Consider the following 13821-nt stretch of genomic DNA (forward strand, 5'->3'; position numbering starts at 1 on the left):
ATGAAGAGTGAGCGCTAGAGATCCAGCACGAGCTTGGCGCATTTTGAGCGCGAGACACAGATCATCATGCAGGTGTTTTCAGCCTGTTCAGCGGGGCTCAGCACCGAGTCACGGTGGTCGGCTTCTCCCGAGATGATGGCAGTCTCGCAGGAGCCGCAGGTGCCCTCTTCGCAGGAGGTGAAAACGTCGACGCCGGCGTCGCGGGCCGCCTGGAGGATGCTGACGCCAGGGCCGACCGTGAGCGTCAGCCCACTCGCTTCCAACTCGACCTCGAACTCGTCGAGGGAGGCCGCCTGTTCGAACTTCTTCGGGGCAAAGCGTTCCATGTGCACTGCGCCGGTCGGCCAGTGTGCGCTGCGCTCTTCGACAGCGTTCAGGAGAGGCGCGGGGCCGCAGGTGTAAATGAGAGTGTCGGCCTGGGACTCGCCGAGCAGACCGGCGAGATCGATCCGACCCTTCTCATCTTCGGGCCAAACGACGAGGCGCTCGCCGTGAGCGGAAAGCTCCTCGAGAAAGGCCATCGACGCGCGCTGACGGCCGCCGTAGACCAGGGTGTACTCGGCGCCGGAGCGCTGTGCCTCTGCGACCATCGGAATCAGCGGGGTGATGCCGATGCCGCCGGCGATGAAGATGTAGCGCTCGGCCGGCTGGAGCGTGAAGTGGTTGCGCGGTCCGGTCACAGCAACGGTGTCGCCGACCGACAGGGCGCTGTGCACGAACTCGGAGCCGCCACGGCTCTGCGGCTCCCGCAGAACGGCGATGCGCCAGCTGGAGTCGTCATCGGGGTTGGAGCAGAGCGAGTACTGCCGGGTGAGACCGCCGACGGTGATGTCGATGTGCGAGCCCGGTGTCCAGGCGGGCAGAGCCGCACCATCGGCACTGGTGAGGGTCAGCGCCCGCACGCCGTCAGCGACAGTGTCGATTAAGGTGATGGCCAACATGAAGCTCACCTCAGAGTGACTCCCCGTGGCGGTGGTGACTTCGGTAGTGAGATTGGTCATCGCCAACATCTCCTTCAGGATCTGTGTCTGGCTCGTCCCGTGTACTCGAAGTTTTCCGATTCCTGGTTGGAAGCCACGTCTTTGTGTGTAGCGAGCATTTCATATAGAACAACCGACGGCAAGACGTAAGGGACTGCGATTCATAACAAACCCGCTCGGAACGGTGCTTGACCGAAATGTGACGCCTGACAGGATGGGTGTCGTGTCCACTGTGATGACAATGAAGCAAAAGCAGGGCGCCGAATCCCGGGAGAAAATCCTCGATGCGGCCGTCGGGCTCATTTTCGAGCGCGGTTACTCCGGCACCACGATCTCCGCCCTCTGCAAGCGGTCGGGGCTGCTCGTCAGCTCGGTCTACCACCACTTCGGCAGCAAAGACGGAGTACTCGCGGCAGTGGTTAAACGTGAGTCGGAGCGATTCTTCACCGAGCTCCCGCGTTGGGACGACTTTCCGGGCGAGGACGTGGTGCTGCGATTCCGCTCCTTCATGGAAGCAGTCGGATCCGCAATTCACGAAGACCCGAAGTTCTTTCGCATCCTGGTGACGCTGTCCATGGAACCGGCTGACATCAGCGACGAGACGATCGACTCAATCCGGCGTGTGCGCGAAGGCGGGCGACACTATTTGGATGAGTCCATTTCAGCGATGGTTGAAGCGGTCCACAGCTCTCACGATCCGGTCGAGATCTCGTCGTTCTGCCTGGCGGTGCTCGAGGGCTCGGCAATCGGGCGTCGCATCGAACCAGGAGTGCTCGTGCACGACCTGGTCTTCCGCCAGCTGGCGACGGCGGCGATCGCCCTCGCCAGCGCTCCCGAAGACGACTGAGGCGCCGGGCGACAACTGCCGCCGGGCGCCCGTCAGAGACGAGGTCTGGGCTAGACCGACGTCTGTCCGCCGTCGATGAAGAATCCTTGCCCGGTGATGAACGCGGCCTCGTCGCTGCCGAGGAAGGCGGCGAGGGAGGCAACTTCTTCAGGCTCGCCGAGTCGCCCCATCGGCACTTGCTGCGCGAGCACGTCGTGGCCGACGGGCGCTCCGTCGAGGATGGGTGTGCGGATGAGACCGGGGCAGATCGCGTTGACCCTGATGCCCTCCCGCGCGTACTCCATGGCGGCCTGCCGGGTCATCATGATCACCGCCCCCTTGGACGGCGGGTAGGCAAAGGATCCGGGAGCAGAGATCAGCGACGCAACCGAGGCGGTGTTGACGATGTTGCCGCCGCCGTTTCGCAGCATCAGCCTGATGGCGCCGCGCATGGCGAGAAACGCGCCGCGCACATTGATGTCCATCACCCGGTCCCACTCTTCTAGCTCGTATTCGTGCGCCCGCAGCGCGGCGCCGGTGATGCCGGCGTTGTTGTACAGCACGTCGAGTCGGCCGAACCGCTCCTCGGTGAAGCTCAAGAGGGCGTCGATGTCTTCTGGTCTCGAGACATCGCAGTGCAAGGGGACGATCGCGTGGGGAAAGGCGGCAGCGGTCTCCGCCTCTGACCCGCTGATGTCGGCAGCGACGACGCGAGCACCCTCTTGCGCGAGGCGCCAGGCGATGGCTTTGCCGATTCCGGAACCGGCCCCGGTCACGATGGCTACTTTGCCGTCGAATCGTGAGTTCACAAGTGAACCTTTCCGCGCGGTCAGGCGCTTTTCAAAAGTGGGATGAGGATGGTGTCGACGAGTTCTACTTCGAATTGCTCGTCGATCGGGTCATAAGTCAGAAGCATCCGGGCCATAGCGAGCGATGGCGCGATGTCGTGGAACAGGCGGATGTCGCGAGCCGCCGCAGGCACCTCGCCGCGGGCGATGGCGCGCTCGACGATGATCTCGCTGCTGTGGTTGATCGAGGAGATGAATCGGCCGCGCATATAGGCGACCAGATCGGGGTTCTTTCGCATGGCTTGAATAAGGCCCACGATGATGGGGGCCTGACTGCTTTCGAACGAGCTGAAGACCAGAAAGCTGGGGATGGCGGCGAGCAGATCACCGCGCAAGGTGCCGGTGTCTTCCGGGAGCGCTTTGACCACGGTTTCCTGTGCACGCACCGCGTCGAGGATGAGCTCAGGTTTGCCGGGCCACCGACGGTAGATGGAGGCTTTGGCCACGCCGGAGCGTGCGGCGACGCCCTCGATGCTGGTGTGGTCATAGCCCACCTCGCCGAGAAGTTCGAGCGCAGCCCGATGGATGAGGAGGTCGACCCCCGGGTCGCGGGGTCGTCCGCGAGAGGCGGTGGAACTCGTGCCGCGCTCGGTTTGATCGCGCTTCGTTGCCACGTCAGCCTCCTTGATCATTGCCACTCGCACAAATCTATACGCCAACGTATCGTAAATGGTTCGTGCGGTGGATGTCTGTCTACGGTCTGTTAAAAAAGCCGGGCGAGCGATGGTCGAGGGAGCGCACAGCACTCGCTACACTCAACGCGTGACCGATTCGATCCCCACTCCGGCCGAGGCCGAGATGCACAACCGGCCCGGGCACCTCATCCGCAGAGCCCAGCAGGTGCACAGCTATCTCTGGACGAGCATGGTGTCCAAGGACGTCACGCCCAGCCAGTTTTCTGCACTCACCGTCGTCGCCGCGAACCCCCTCTGCGACCAGATCACGCTGTCGAGGGAGTCCGGCCTTGACACGTCGACGGCGGGCACGGTCATTCACCGACTCGTCGGCGCCGGCTGGGTCGAGATCGATCGTGACCCGAAGGACCGTCGCCGCAAGCTCCTCAGCCTGACCATCGAGGGGCAGCGCGTCTTCGATGAGACTCTGGTGAAGGCATCCGCCATGACCGAACGGATGGTCGAATGCCTGGATGGTGGGGAGCAGCGCCAGCTCACCTCGCTCCTCGCTCGAATCGTCACCCATGGTGAGAAACTCCGCGAATCTCATGCCGAGGGTGCGACCGCCGCCGGATCTCCCGGCGGCGGATCGAGCGTTCGCTAGAACGTGCGCGGTGAGCTGCGCATCATGTCACGCCAGTCGTCGACAGGCGTGAGTACCGGGTCCTCGACACCCTCATCGAAGCCGCGGAAGTCAGACTGGCTGACGCCGGCCAACTCAAGCGGGCGGTAGTCCCATTCGACCTTCATCGGGTCGTTGGCTGGCACGAACTGGTCCATGTAGCGACCACCGCAGAAGTGCGCCGGCTTTGCCTGATCCCAGATGATCATCTGGTTCTCGTCGATGACGTTGGCGTTCGCCGAGACCGCTTGGGTCATTCCGGTGACGGTCATCCGGTGAATCCAGGAGTGGGTCCAGTCGACCTTCATCTCGAAGTGGGCGTAACACTCCTTGATGCGGGGTGGGGCGATGGTCTTCGACGGCACCGTCGTCAGGCCGACCTTCTCCAGCTCGTTGATGCCGCGCTTCCACGGCAGGCCGATGATGAGTACCTTTTCGAGCAGTTCGCGGTCGAAAGGCACCAGGTTGATAGTGAACTCACCCGTGGCGAGGATGTTTGCGTGGGTGTCGCTGCCCTGGGTGCAGGTGAACGAGAGTTGCACTGGGTCGTGGCAGACACGCACTGTCGACCCATACGATGCGGCGTTGACGTTTCCGTCGGCGTCGACCGTGGTGATGATCGCCAACAGCGAGGTGGGCGCAATGATGCAGTCCCAATTCTCGGGTCGGACATCAACCTTCTCTACATTCATGGGAGCTCCTTTGCGTGGGGGTATCGTCGGCTCGTCACAAGCATCAGGGCGCGGGGCGCATGCCTCTGACGATCCATCTAGGAAGCCTAGAGCGGGCAGTGCCGCGGGCGGAAAGACCGAAGGTGGCCGACTCATACATGCGCGGTTATGAGACCTGCGCTCATCGTGGGGGCCGTATCAATTGACCTGGATCGCTCTCAGTCGCGGCGAATGCCCCGCCGGCCGCACCGCTACAGTGAACGACACGAGAGCCCCAGCGCTCGACGACCCGTCAGAAGGAGTGTCAATGCCGACCAGCACGGAGGCCCCCGGCCGCCACGGCCGAACCATCCGTCACATCGTGGCCACCGCGGTCCATGAGCGACTCGTCGGTACCGATACCCCGGGCGGCATCACCCCGATCCCGGAAGGCCCCGCCTTCGACCGAGACGGCAAGGTTTTCTTCATTAGCGCCTTCCCCGACGCCGACGGCTACAAGGTCTTTCGCTGGGACCCCCAGACGAATGCCATCGAACGCATCATCGCCGATGACAGCATCGCGCTGGCTTCCCTCGTTCTGCACAGGGACGGCCGGATCTTTCTCGCGGACTTTCGCGGCGGTTCACACGGTGGCGGCCGCATTGCCGTCGCGAACGCCGACGGCAGCAACCTGCGCACCTTCATCGGCGAATTCGAGGGCACGGCGATCATTCCGGACGATCTGATCTTTGCCGCCGACGGCACCATGTACTACAACGATTTTCAGGGCACAGCGCTGAATCCGACCGGTCGCGTCATTCGGGTCGACCCGGACGGCAGTCAATCACTGCTGATCGGTGGGGTCGCCATGCCGAACGGTATCGGTCTCTCGGTGAAACAGGACCGCCTCTGGATCAGCGAGCACGTCACTAACCGGCTCCTCGGCATCCAACTCGACGGACGAGCAGTACCCGACACCCGTGTCTACGGCTACTTCACCGGCGGGCTGCTCGACTCCATCACGATCGACTCGGCCGACAACGTCTATCAGGCCGTCTACGACGGCGCCCGGGTGGAGGTGCTCGACGGGGAAGCCAACCCGCTCGCCGTGATCACCCCAGGGGAGAACCCGCTACGCGACTACCCACGGACGACCCATGTCGCCATCCAGCCAGGAGGCACGCTCGGCGTGCTCCTGGCAGGGGGACCCACCGGCATCGGCCTGTTCACCTTCGAAGCACTCGCCCCCGGACTTATCCCGTTTTCGCACCAGTGAGCTTCGCACCAGTGAGCGCGTCGCTTGCCGGCTCCCTGGACGTCGAGTCGACCACCGCGCGGAAGACGACGCCGAGCGCCCGGCTCTGGCCGTCAGACTGAGCGATCATATAGATCGGGAGTGTCGGGCCCTCCAGGGGAATGAAGACGAGAGCGGCGTCGCTGCGGGCCGGCGCGAAATCCTCCGGCACGACCTCGATGCCATTTCCCTCTCGAACCGCGACGAAATCTTCGTCATAGTTGCTGGTCGCCGTTGTCGAGACCTTCATGCGGAAGCCCGCCTCAAGACAAAGTTTCTGCATCATCGGATTGGAGGCGAAGACGTTGGCGCTCGGCAGAATCCATTCCTCATCGCGCAGGTCCCACAGGGTGAGGGTGCGGCTCTCGGCCAGCGGATGCGTGGAGGGGAGCGCGACGACCAGGGGAGTGTTGCGCACGAGCACTGAGCGTAGCGTCGCCGTGTGCGTGGGGGCGATCACCACTGCCGCATCGAGGCGTCCCTCGATGACCGCCGTGACAAGCCTCACACTGCTCTCGCTGACGAAGTCGAGGCTCAGCTGCGGAGCCAATTCACCGAGGCGCCGCAGGATTCCCATGCGAACGCGTGACTGAATTCGCGGGTTGATGCCCACGCTGACGTGACCGGTTCCGCCACCCCGCAGCTCCGCGGCCGTGACCAACGCGTCGTCATAGGCGGCCACTGCGATACGCGCCTTGGCGGCGAATTCCTCACCACTCGGCGTGAGCATGACCGCCCTGGTGCTCCGCACCAGCAGCTGCAACTCGAGTTCTTCCTCGAGTTTCTTGATCTGGGCGCTCAGTGCTGGCTGGGCCAAATGGAGACGTTCAGCGGCGCGCGTGAAGTGAAGTTCTTCGGAAACGGCAAGGAATTGCCGCAGGTGTCTGATCTCGATCGCCATCGATCACTCCATTCGGGCTGGGAACACTGACTCGCGGCGTTCATATCGTTCCAATGATAAGTCAGTCCGGGTTACGTCTTTCCCTCTGCCCGACGGCGCTACATAGTCTGAGGGTCGACCAAGGCGCTGATCCCGTGATGACGGGGGAGTGCCCGAACATGCCTCAACCAGAGCCAAGGGATTTTCGATGAGCGCGCTGTACACCAACCCCACTCGGGTCTACTCGGGCCTCGGATCCAGTGGCTCTCTCAGCGACCACGTCCGCACTCTCGGCGGCGGTCGGATCGCCCTCATCGGGGATGCGGGGCTCAAGCGCGTCGGGGTGCTCGACCGTTTCGAAGAGCAGCTCGCCGGAGCAATCGCCGTCACCGTCCTCGCCGAGATCGACCCCACCATCGCAGCGGCGGAAGCCGCTGCCGTTCTCGCCCGTGAGGCCGGCGCTGACATCGTCGTCGGGATCGGCGGAGGGAGTGCCCTCAGCCTGAGCAAGGCGGTCGCCCTGCTCCTCACCAACCCCGCGCCCGTCGCCGCATATGAGGGTATCGGGCTGGCCCCGCACCGCCCCGCGCCGTTCATCGCGGTGCCGACCACGGCGGGATCGGGCAGCGAGGTCTCCAACGCCTTCGTGCTCTATGACACCGAGAGCAGCCACAACGTCGGCATGCGCGGTTGGGGCTATGAGCCCGACATCGCGGTTCTCGACGGAGAGCTGCTCGTCGGGCTTCCGCTCGTTCCGATGCGTGACGCCGCCGCGGATGCCCTCAGCCACGGCTTCGAGGCGCTCTGGGCCAATGGCGCAACACGCTTCACGGACACGGTGGCGCTCTCCGCCGTCCGTACGATCCGCCAGACGCTGCCACTGGCCTTGAGCGAACGTCGTCCGGCCGATCTGCAGGCCTTGCTTGAAGCATCCACGATGGCGAACTTCGCCTGTGGCAACGCCGGCCTCAGCCTTGTTCACGCGCTCTCCGGATCGTCGAAGATTCGGGTTGCGCATGGCCGCCAGAACAGCGTGTTGCTGCCCATCGTCGCCGGGTTCAACCGCTCAGTTGTCTCGGCGGAGGTCATCGCAGAAATCGACGCATTGCCTGATCTCTACGCCGCGGCCGGCATCCCCACCGTCTTCGACGCCGCAGAACTCATCCCCGACGCCGCTCTGGAATTCTATGCAGCCGCCGTCGACAGCCCTTTCCGCCGCAACAATCGCCGGGATTCCAGCACAGCCGAGCTCCGCGAGCTTGCCAACCTGGCCGCAGCAACCCGCTGACCCACCGATTTATCACTAAGGACGACCATCGTGTCTATGACCATCGCCACTCAGATCTCCAACCTCGCGCTGATCGGCGGTGAACGCCGCGGTGCCTCCGATGGGCGCACCCTCGACGTTTTGAACCCCTCCAACGGCGAGATCATCACCCAGATCCCGCGTCTGTCCGCCGCCGATGTCGACGATGCCGTTGACGCAGCGAAGCGCGCATTTCCGGCCTGGGCCGCTCTGGAGCCGCTGCAGCGCGCCGGCTACCTCGACCGTCTCGCCGACGCGATCGAGGCGAACTCCGAACGCCTCGCCCAGCTTGACTCCCTCGACAACGGAAGCCCGCTGCACGAGATGCGCTTTGACAGTAAGGTCGCGGCCGGCCAGCTGCGTTACTTCGCCGGCTTGGTGCTCGAGGCTCAGGGCAGTACCATCCCGGCCGGCAATGAGCGCCTGATGTATTCGCTGCGTCAGCCCTACGGTGTCGTCGGCCGCATCAGCGCTTTCAACCACCCGCTGCTCTTCACCGTCGGCAAGATGGCCGGTGCGCTGGCCGCAGGTAACACCGTCGTCACCAAGCCCTCAGAACACACCTCGCTGTCGTCGCTCGCCGCGGCCGACATCATCCAGGAAATCTTCCCTCCCGGGGTCATCAACATCATCACCGGCCTCGGTCACGAAGCCGGCGATGCACTCGTCGCGCACCCGGATGTTCTGCGCTTGGCGTTCATCGGGGCCGACGGCACCGGTCGCGCGATCCAGCGCCGTGCGGCCGAGGTGGCCGTCAAGCATGTCACCCTCGAGCTCGGCGGCAAGAACCCCATCGTGATCTTCCCTGACGCAGATGTGGATAAGGCCATCACCGGTGCGCTGCGCGGCATGAACTTCACCTGGCAGGGCCAGTCCTGTGGGTCGACGTCGCGTCTGATCGTGCACCGCTCCATCCACCGTCAGGTCGTCGACGGCCTCGCAGAGAAGATGGAAGCCATCCGCTCCGGTCTGCCGCAGGACGCGGACACCGACATCGGTGCCATCGTCAATGAGCAGCAGTTCAACAAGGTGATGAGCTACATCGAGATCGGCAAAGAAGAGGGTGCGGACCTCGTTGCCGGCGGCTACCGCGTCACCGACGGGGCGCTGGCCGATGGCTTCTTCATCCGTCCGACGCTCTTCGACAACGTCGACCCATACGGTCGTCTCGCGCAGGAAGAGATCTTCGGCCCGGTGCTGGCCGCGATGCCGTTCGACGACTACGACGAGGCGCTGCGCATCGCCAACAGCGTGCAGTACGGCCTGACCGCGAGCGCTTTCACTCAGGACTTGGCCACCGCTCACCGTTTCGCTCGCGATATCGAAGCCGGCTACGTCTGGATCAATGAGACGTCACGCCACTTCCTCGGCACGGGCTTCGGCGGCTACAAGAACTCAGGGATCGGACGTGAGGAGAACCACGAGGAGCTGCTCTCCTGGACCCAGTCGAAAAACGTCTCTGTGCTCTTCGGCACAGAGGCTCCCCGCGCCGGACACTGAGGGACAGTGAAATGACCACATCTCTGCAGGTGCCCGGTACCGACTCGGCCGCGGCGCGTTTGATCAGTGAGGCGAGCAAGGCGCTCGCCTTCGGCGGACTCTCTGACCTCGTCTGGGGTCATGTCTCCGTGCGCGACCACGCCAATCGCGGCATCTGGATGAAGGAATCCGGGCTGGGTTTCGAAGAGGTCGCCCCCGATTCGGTGCAGCTCATCGGTTGGGATGGCACGGTGCTGGTCGGCACTGGGCCACGCCATATCGAATACTTGATCCACACCGGGGTCTATGCGGCCAGGGCGGATGTCACGTCAATCGTGCATGCGCACAGTGACGCGGTCAACGCGTGGTGCTCGCTCGACGTGCCCATGCGGCCGCTCACCCACGCGGGAATGATTTTCAGTAATCCAGAGTTGCCCCGCTTCGATGAGACGGCCAACCTCATCCGTACCCCGGAGCTGGGTGAGCGCCTGGCCGAGGCGCTCGGCGACGCCGTGGGAGTGCTCATTCCCCAGCACGGTTTTGTGATGACGGGTGAAGACGTGCCGACAGCCGTCATGCGCGCCGTGCTTCTCGAACGTGCGGCCACGACTCTGCTGGCGGCACTCAGCGCGGGTGAGGTGCGGTCCTGGGCTTCAGACGCAGACCTGGCGGAGTTCGCCTGGCCGCCGAACCAGATTCAGGCCGGCTGGAACTACCTCGTGCGCAGCGCCCTTGCTATGGAAGCGCGGACCGTCGTGGAGCGACTCCCTCTCTAATCCAATTCGTTGATCGAGGAGCAGCCGACGGAGGAGGCCGCGTCTCGAGATCTCGCGAGCCAATCCTCAATCGCAACCCAGGTCAAGAGATCGGTTCGCCTGATCTCGAGACACGTGCTCGCAAGCTCGCGCGTTCCTCGATCAACGAAATGGTCATGTATCCAGTAGGCCTCGCTGGTTTCTGCAAGCTCAACCAGCGGCGCGCGCGAGGGCGAGCACGCGGTCGAGACCGAACGTCGCTGACGCCGCCCCGCCGCGAAGCATGCTGCTCTCGAAAGGACTGAGGCCGAGTTCGGCGAGGTAGTCGACTCCCTCCGAATAGCCCAGGAACGCATGCGTGCGCGTCCAATCTGTCCCCCACAGGGTGCGTTCCGGTCCGAACGAGTCGAGCACGCGCCGCAGCGGTGCGAACACATCGCGGTAGGGGAAGGGCTCGTGGGAGAGCGCGGGCACCCCGGTCGCCTTCACCGCCACGTTCGGCAGCGACGCGAGTGAAAGGATGCTGGGCAACTCCGCGAAAGGATCGGCCGGTGCCGGCGGCGTCGGTGCCCCGCGCATGCCGAGGTGATCGATGATCACGGGGATGCCCGGGTGGCGTTCCGCGATCAGCTGAGCCTCGGCCGTGCCCGACCCGAGGGCCAGACACAGCGGCATCCGTCGTTCTTCCAGAGCAGTGAAGAGCGCGTCGTAACCACCGTCGGCGACGCGGGTGCGTTCCTGCGGCGACCACAGCATGAGTCGCAGCCCGACGGCCCACGGGACCTCGGCCCAGGCGGCCACGAACGCGGCCGGATCAGAATCGGCCGGGTCGACGGGAGCGACCACGGCGAATCGCCCCGCAAACTTCGCTGCCACCTCGACTGCGTAACTGGGATCGGCGCGGTAGTTGAGCCACGGGGAGACGATGATCGCGGCATCGACGCCGGCGGCATCCAAGAGGTCGACCGTGCTCTGCCCTGTCGCCTCAGCGAGCGGGCTGCCGTCCCCGGTCCAGGGCCGCTCCGGCCGGTTGCGTTCGAAGACGTGCAGCTGTGCGTCAATGACAGGCATGGCGCTCAGATGACGAAGCTGGTGAGCGTTTCAGGGGCGAACAGGTCCTCCGGCTCATAGTGTTTCGTGATGAGGCCCTGGTCGTAGGAGTACCGCAGGAAGGCGGCGAGGGTGGCCCGATTGGGCTCGAGCCCGTACGACCAGTAGTCGTCGCCCATCACCTCGCGTGCCTTGCGGGCGGCGAGGTAGCTGAACGGCAGCATGCTGCTGAGTGCCGCGGTTTCTTCCGCTCGGTCGGTGACCAGCTGCTTCGCGGCGGTGAACGCCTTGACGAGAGAACTGGCCATCCAGCGATTGGCCTCGTAGACGTCACGACGGATCACGACAACGTGCATGATCGGAAAGATGCCGGTGCGCTGGAAGTAGGCCAGCTCCTCTTCTTCCGTGTTCTCCCACAGCCGGCGCACCTTCGGGTTGCCGTCGAGGTAAGGCTGCGGAACACGCGGGGTGTGCAGTGCGTCGATCTCGCCGGATACCAGCATCTCGGCCAGGGTGCGACCCTCGGCGATCGGTGCGATATCGATGCCCGGAGGGGTGATCGCGATCTTCTCGTGGCGGCCGGGGGAGTGCAGGCCGCCGGTGCGGTAGGCGACCGAGTCGACCGGAACCCCATAGTCTTCGGCGAGAAAACCCCTGATCCAGACGGTCGCGGTCATCTGATATTCCGCGACGCCGACCGTCTTGCCGATCAGGTCCTTCGGAGTGTTGATGCCGGCATCCGCGTTGACGTAGACGCCGTTGTGACGGAACGCCCGCGACGGAAAGACCGGAATCGCGACGAACTCTCGTTTGCGTTCCAGCGTCAGCGTGTAGGACGAGAGCGACATTTCAGAGACGTCGAACTCGCCGTAGACGGCGGTGCGGTAGAAAATCTCCTCGACCGGCAGGTTGAGCACGTTCAGCTCAAGACCCTCGGCCTGGACCCGCCCGGTGCTGAGGGCGGAGGTGCGATCGTAGTCGCCGCACGCGAGGGTAACGGTCTTCTTCATGGGTGTGCCAATCGTCGTGCAGCCAGAGCAGTGAGAAGGGGTCGGATGCTGCGGGTTAGGTCGAAGAGCCGCCGTCGACCGCGAACACACCGCCGGTGACATAGGAGCTCTGCTCACTGAGCAGCCAGACCGCGAGATTCGCGATCTCCTCTGGCTTGCCGAAACGGCCGAGGGGCACGATGCTGAGGAAGAAGGCCTTCTTGTCCTCTGGCGCGGCGAGCAAGGTGGGGGTTTCGGTCGGGCCGGGAAGGATCGTGTTGACGCGGATGCCGTCGGGTGCTGCCTCGATCGCCGCGGTCTTCGTCAGCGAGATGATCGCTGACTTCGTGGCCGAGTAGAACCCGGTGTGCGGGGCACCCTGCAAGGCGGTTCCCGAGGAGGTATTGAGGATGATGCCGCCCTGTTTGTGGTCGCGCACGTGGTGGATCATCCGCTGCATGCCGCGCACCGTGCCCATGATGTTCACCGCGAGCAGCTTTTCGGCAAAGCCGAGGTCGAGCTCGCTGAGCGGCACCCGGGGGGCGGTGATGCCTGCATTGTTGAACAGGCCGTCGATGCGGCCGAAGTGGTCAACGCAGGCATCGAAGTAGCGGTCGACGTCGGCGAGCACGCCGATGTCGGCGGTCACGCCGAACGCGTTGTCGGAGCCGAGCTCGGCGACGGCCTTCTCGACGCTGTCGGCGGAGATGTCGACGATGGCGACCTTGGCGCCGTTGGCGACCAGTCCGCGTGCAGTGGCGAGTCCGATGCCGTTGCCACCCGCGGTGACGATGATGGTCTTGCCGGCAACGCCGTCAATGCTCATGCTGCTGCTCCGGCGGACGCGTCAGCATCCGTGATCTCGATGGCAAGCCACTGCGGGCATTCGGCCGAGTCGGCGAGGAAGAGGGGGTAGTCGTCAGAAACGACCTTCTTCACATTCTGCAGGCCCGTCTCGTGTTCGACGAAGGTGTCGCGATCGGGGAACCACTCTTGCAGCACGCCATCCCAACTGCTCGTCTGGTCCTCTGAAATGTTGGTGATGTAGTAGTCGTAGCGGGGGTTGAGGCCGATGGCGAGCGGGGCGTGCACGGTGCGCCAGTGGTGCGCAAACTGCGCGCGGGAGATGTCGGGGCGGCGCACGTTGAGCAGTAGGCGAAGCACTCCGCCGCGGCCGGGACCTGAGCCCGGACGCTCGAACATGAGTTGACCCTCGGCGGGAATGGTGAGCAGCGAACCCGGAATCGCCTCCGGACCATCGGCGGCAAATGCGACGTTTTCGAGGCCGGCGGGCAGGCCGAACTTCTGCTTGTGGTGGGCGCGGAACTCGAGAGCGTAGAGCCGAGTTCCCTCCGGCAGATGTTCGGGGCGAACGTCGAGAAAGCTGAAAACAGTCATGTTTCCACTATCACGGGGCTGTATCCGTAACGCAAAGACCAGGCTTGTGGCGATTGATAGCCCGTGCTGA

15 protein-coding genes are annotated in these 13821 nt (G+C 64.3%); 6 read left to right on the plus strand and 9 right to left on the minus strand.

The window, feature by feature from the left end; all coding sequences use genetic code 11:
* Window positions 1-14: 14 nt before the first annotated feature.
* Window positions 15-1001 carry a PDR/VanB family oxidoreductase gene (locus tag ABD791_RS15295; protein ID WP_345068284.1) on the minus strand — a complete coding sequence of 329 codons (987 nt, stop codon included), beginning with the start codon at window positions 999-1001 and terminating at the stop codon, window positions 15-17.
* 220 nt (window positions 1002-1221) lie between these two features.
* Between ABD791_RS15295 and ABD791_RS15300 the strand changes: the two genes are divergently transcribed.
* On the plus strand, window positions 1222-1827 hold the full coding sequence (locus ABD791_RS15300; protein WP_345068286.1) for a TetR/AcrR family transcriptional regulator: 606 nt from the start codon (window positions 1222-1224) through the stop codon (window positions 1825-1827).
* 50 nt (window positions 1828-1877) lie between these two features.
* Here ABD791_RS15300 and ABD791_RS15305 read toward each other — a convergent pair whose 3' ends face one another.
* Entirely contained in the window at window positions 1878-2615 is a 738-nt protein-coding gene (locus ABD791_RS15305; protein WP_345068288.1) for an SDR family NAD(P)-dependent oxidoreductase, read from the minus strand.
* A gap of 20 nt (window positions 2616-2635) precedes the next feature.
* Complete coding sequence (locus tag ABD791_RS15310) at window positions 2636-3268, minus strand: TetR/AcrR family transcriptional regulator (protein ID WP_345068290.1); 633 nt, start codon at window positions 3266-3268, stop codon at window positions 2636-2638.
* 148 nt (window positions 3269-3416) lie between these two features.
* Between ABD791_RS15310 and ABD791_RS15315 the strand changes: the two genes are divergently transcribed.
* Window positions 3417-3932, plus strand: a complete 516-nt coding sequence (locus ABD791_RS15315; protein ID WP_345068292.1) for a MarR family winged helix-turn-helix transcriptional regulator — start codon at window positions 3417-3419, stop codon at window positions 3930-3932.
* Here the strand turns inward: ABD791_RS15315 and ABD791_RS15320 are convergent.
* A complete protein-coding gene (locus tag ABD791_RS15320) occupies window positions 3929-4642 on the minus strand; it encodes a flavin reductase family protein (RefSeq protein WP_345068294.1) in 714 nt (237 codons plus the stop codon). The genes ABD791_RS15315 and ABD791_RS15320 overlap by 4 nt on opposite strands.
* 286 nt (window positions 4643-4928) lie before the next feature.
* On the opposite strand from ABD791_RS15320, the gene ABD791_RS15325 reads away from it, so the two are divergent.
* On the plus strand, window positions 4929-5876 hold the full coding sequence (locus ABD791_RS15325) for an SMP-30/gluconolactonase/LRE family protein (RefSeq protein ID WP_345068296.1): 948 nt from the start codon (window positions 4929-4931) through the stop codon (window positions 5874-5876).
* On the opposite strand, the gene ABD791_RS15330 is transcribed toward ABD791_RS15325, so the two are convergent.
* Window positions 5854-6795 (minus strand): LysR family transcriptional regulator, encoded by a 942-nt coding sequence (locus ABD791_RS15330; protein ID WP_345068298.1) that lies wholly within the window; start codon window positions 6793-6795, stop codon window positions 5854-5856. The two genes, ABD791_RS15325 and ABD791_RS15330, sit on opposite strands and share 23 nt — an antisense overlap.
* A 187-nt stretch (window positions 6796-6982) precedes the next feature.
* On the opposite strand from ABD791_RS15330, the gene ABD791_RS15335 reads away from it, so the two are divergent.
* The 3 genes from ABD791_RS15335 to ABD791_RS15345 are packed head-to-tail and all read left to right on the plus strand — an operon-like array spanning window position 6983 to window position 10335.
* Complete coding sequence (locus ABD791_RS15335; RefSeq protein WP_345068300.1) at window positions 6983-8062, plus strand: iron-containing alcohol dehydrogenase family protein; 1080 nt, start codon at window positions 6983-6985, stop codon at window positions 8060-8062.
* Window positions 8063-8098: 36 nt separating this feature from the next.
* Window positions 8099-9580: an aldehyde dehydrogenase family protein gene (locus ABD791_RS15340; RefSeq protein WP_345068302.1), complete on the plus strand. Its 1482-nt coding sequence runs from the start codon at window positions 8099-8101 to the stop codon at window positions 9578-9580.
* An 11-nt stretch (window positions 9581-9591) separates the two neighbouring features.
* Complete coding sequence (locus ABD791_RS15345) at window positions 9592-10335, plus strand: class II aldolase/adducin family protein (RefSeq protein WP_345068304.1); 744 nt, start codon at window positions 9592-9594, stop codon at window positions 10333-10335.
* 189 nt (window positions 10336-10524) lie between these two features.
* Here the strand turns inward: ABD791_RS15345 and ABD791_RS15350 are convergent, their stop codons facing one another.
* The 4 genes from ABD791_RS15350 to ABD791_RS15365 are packed head-to-tail and all read right to left on the minus strand — an operon-like array spanning window position 10525 to window position 13751.
* Window positions 10525-11385, minus strand: coding sequence for an amidohydrolase family protein (locus ABD791_RS15350; protein ID WP_345068306.1), 861 nt, complete (start codon window positions 11383-11385; stop codon window positions 10525-10527).
* A gap of 5 nt (window positions 11386-11390) precedes the next feature.
* Window positions 11391-12374 (minus strand): substrate-binding domain-containing protein, encoded by a 984-nt coding sequence (locus tag ABD791_RS15355; protein WP_345068308.1) that lies wholly within the window; start codon window positions 12372-12374, stop codon window positions 11391-11393.
* Window positions 12375-12429: 55 nt separating this feature from the next.
* The gene (locus ABD791_RS15360; RefSeq protein ID WP_345068310.1) at window positions 12430-13179 is read right to left on the minus strand and encodes an SDR family NAD(P)-dependent oxidoreductase; all 750 of its coding nucleotides are present in this window, start codon (window positions 13177-13179) and stop codon (window positions 12430-12432) included.
* Window positions 13176-13751 carry an EthD domain-containing protein gene (locus ABD791_RS15365; protein ID WP_345068312.1) on the minus strand — a complete coding sequence of 192 codons (576 nt, stop codon included), beginning with the start codon at window positions 13749-13751 and terminating at the stop codon, window positions 13176-13178. The genes ABD791_RS15360 and ABD791_RS15365 overlap by 4 nt, the downstream gene beginning before the upstream one ends.
* Window positions 13752-13821: the final 70 nt, after the last annotated feature.

Origin of the sequence: Glaciibacter kafniensis (genome assembly GCF_039538945.1) — a bacterium.
GTDB classification, from domain to species: Bacteria; Actinomycetota; Actinomycetes; order Actinomycetales; family Microbacteriaceae; genus Cryobacterium; species Cryobacterium kafniensis.